This is a genomic window from Mucilaginibacter sp. P4_G9 (assembly GCF_056400985.1).
Genome location: NZ_JBFUKF010000669.1, coordinates 1 through 1744, shown reverse-complemented (window position 1 = coordinate 1744; position 1744 = coordinate 1). Strand labels below are relative to the sequence as shown.

At 35.6% G+C, this 1744-nt stretch carries 2 protein-coding genes; both read left to right on the top strand.

What is annotated here, in order from left to right; translation table 11 throughout:
* Positions 1-434 precede the first annotated feature (434 nt).
* The gene (locus AC1DPZ_RS26560; RefSeq protein ID WP_477409166.1) at positions 435-959 is read left to right on the top strand and encodes a hypothetical protein; all 525 of its coding nucleotides are present in this window, start codon (positions 435-437) and stop codon (positions 957-959) included.
* A 304-nt stretch (positions 960-1263) separates the two neighbouring features.
* A partial coding sequence (locus tag AC1DPZ_RS26555; protein WP_477409164.1) for a GIN domain-containing protein occupies positions 1264-1744 on the top strand: 481 nt, incomplete at its 3' end.

Here is a 1744-nt window from a genome sequence, read left to right as displayed (position 1 = left end):
AATTTAAGGTGATTACGCCCGTCATTAGCGTTAATAAAATCAGGGTTTTAATAGTTTTCATTGTTTGCAGGGTTTTTAAATTTATAATTTGGTAATATGTTTTATTATTCAATAATTACTTAATAATCCGGGCAAAGGTATTCAATAATAACTTTAATATTATTTATTATACATTAAATAAATGTTTTTTTAATTATTTATACAGTATTCGAAAGTATAAATGTTTTTGGGTCTGACTTTTATCTGTTATATCAAAAATTGAGTTTTTTGTTATGTATTAGGGAATGCATTTTAGCTCAATAAATACGACGCAGATTAAGCGCGCTAACACAGTGGAAAGTCCTTCCGGTATAAAAAATCATCCGAAAAGTAAAAAGGATACCAATAGTTAAATTTATACAATTTTAACAGGGGACGCTTTTATATTATTGCGCATGCATTTACCTATAAAGCTATACAAACCATATATAATCATTGTAATTTTCATTTTAGGAGCCGCAAAAATCAGCCATGCACAGCAGCCGGCAAATTATCCTAAAGTTACCGGTTACTTTAGTGTTTTAAATCCTGTTGCAAGCTGGAATAAAGATGGGGTCACCAGCAATTTTTCTGACATCTACACCATTGCCTTTCCCTTTGGAGTTAATATTTTAAAAAGCGACCACTTTGGTGTGAGCTTTGAGATTGCACCTGCAATCCGCACAGAAAAAAATATATCAAAAGTAAATTCTGTTTTATTTCATCCGGGCGCCATGTTTCGGTTTAAACATGGCTTTACCTTTATTGGCCGTATGGCTTTTGAAACAAATGGCCGTTTTGGGTTTACACCGGTTTTTAACCAGGTGGTTTTTAAGGGTAAGGATGCCGGTTTTTTTGTTTCGGTGCCCTTGCCGGTAAGGTTTGGCAATAACCAGCCGGTTTCTGTAACTACCGGCCTGCAATTGGGTGTAACTTTTTAAGCAGATCTTTAATAAACAATTCCCAGGTTAAGGATCAGTTTGGCGCTATCCTTCTAAATCATAACAGAAACTTTTGTTTTCGGGTAGCTGTATGCTCATATAAACAGCTATAGTTATAATATTGCGTCTTCTCCTTCAAAAATAATCCCGCCATTCACCGATGATTTCACCCCGTTCGCCGAGGAAAACAGGGGGTACGTCTAATTCAGCCAAAATGCATGTAACGTTTTAAAAACGGGGGCGTCTTATTGGTGTATTTAAAAATATAACAATACAATTACTTGACAATCAAAATATTAATATCATGAAAACAAAATTATTTACCATCGCTGCTTCATTAATTTTAGTGGCCGGTTTATCAAACTCAACTTTCGCATCTACAAAAAATACTAAAACTGTTGCTACCGTTTTAACCGATGTAAGCAATATCAACAAGATCGAGATCCGCGGTAATGTGGAGCTTTATGTATCTGCCGGTACAACCGACCAGGTTAAGGTTTACAATAAATACTATGCCGAAGGCGCACTGGTACAAAGCTCAAAAGGAGTATTACGCATTGCATCATATACCAAAGAAAAACTGGTAGTTTGGGTAACAGCAAATGACCTGCATGCCATCAGCGCTTATGACAATGCCGAAGTTAAATCATTTGGTAACGTATCTGCTATTGACCTGGAAGTTAACCTGCATAACAATGCAACTGCTAAATTGAAACTTGAAACTTACAATGCCAATGTTAACGTAAGCGACAATGCTAAAATTGAGCTTAGCGGTACAGCTACTA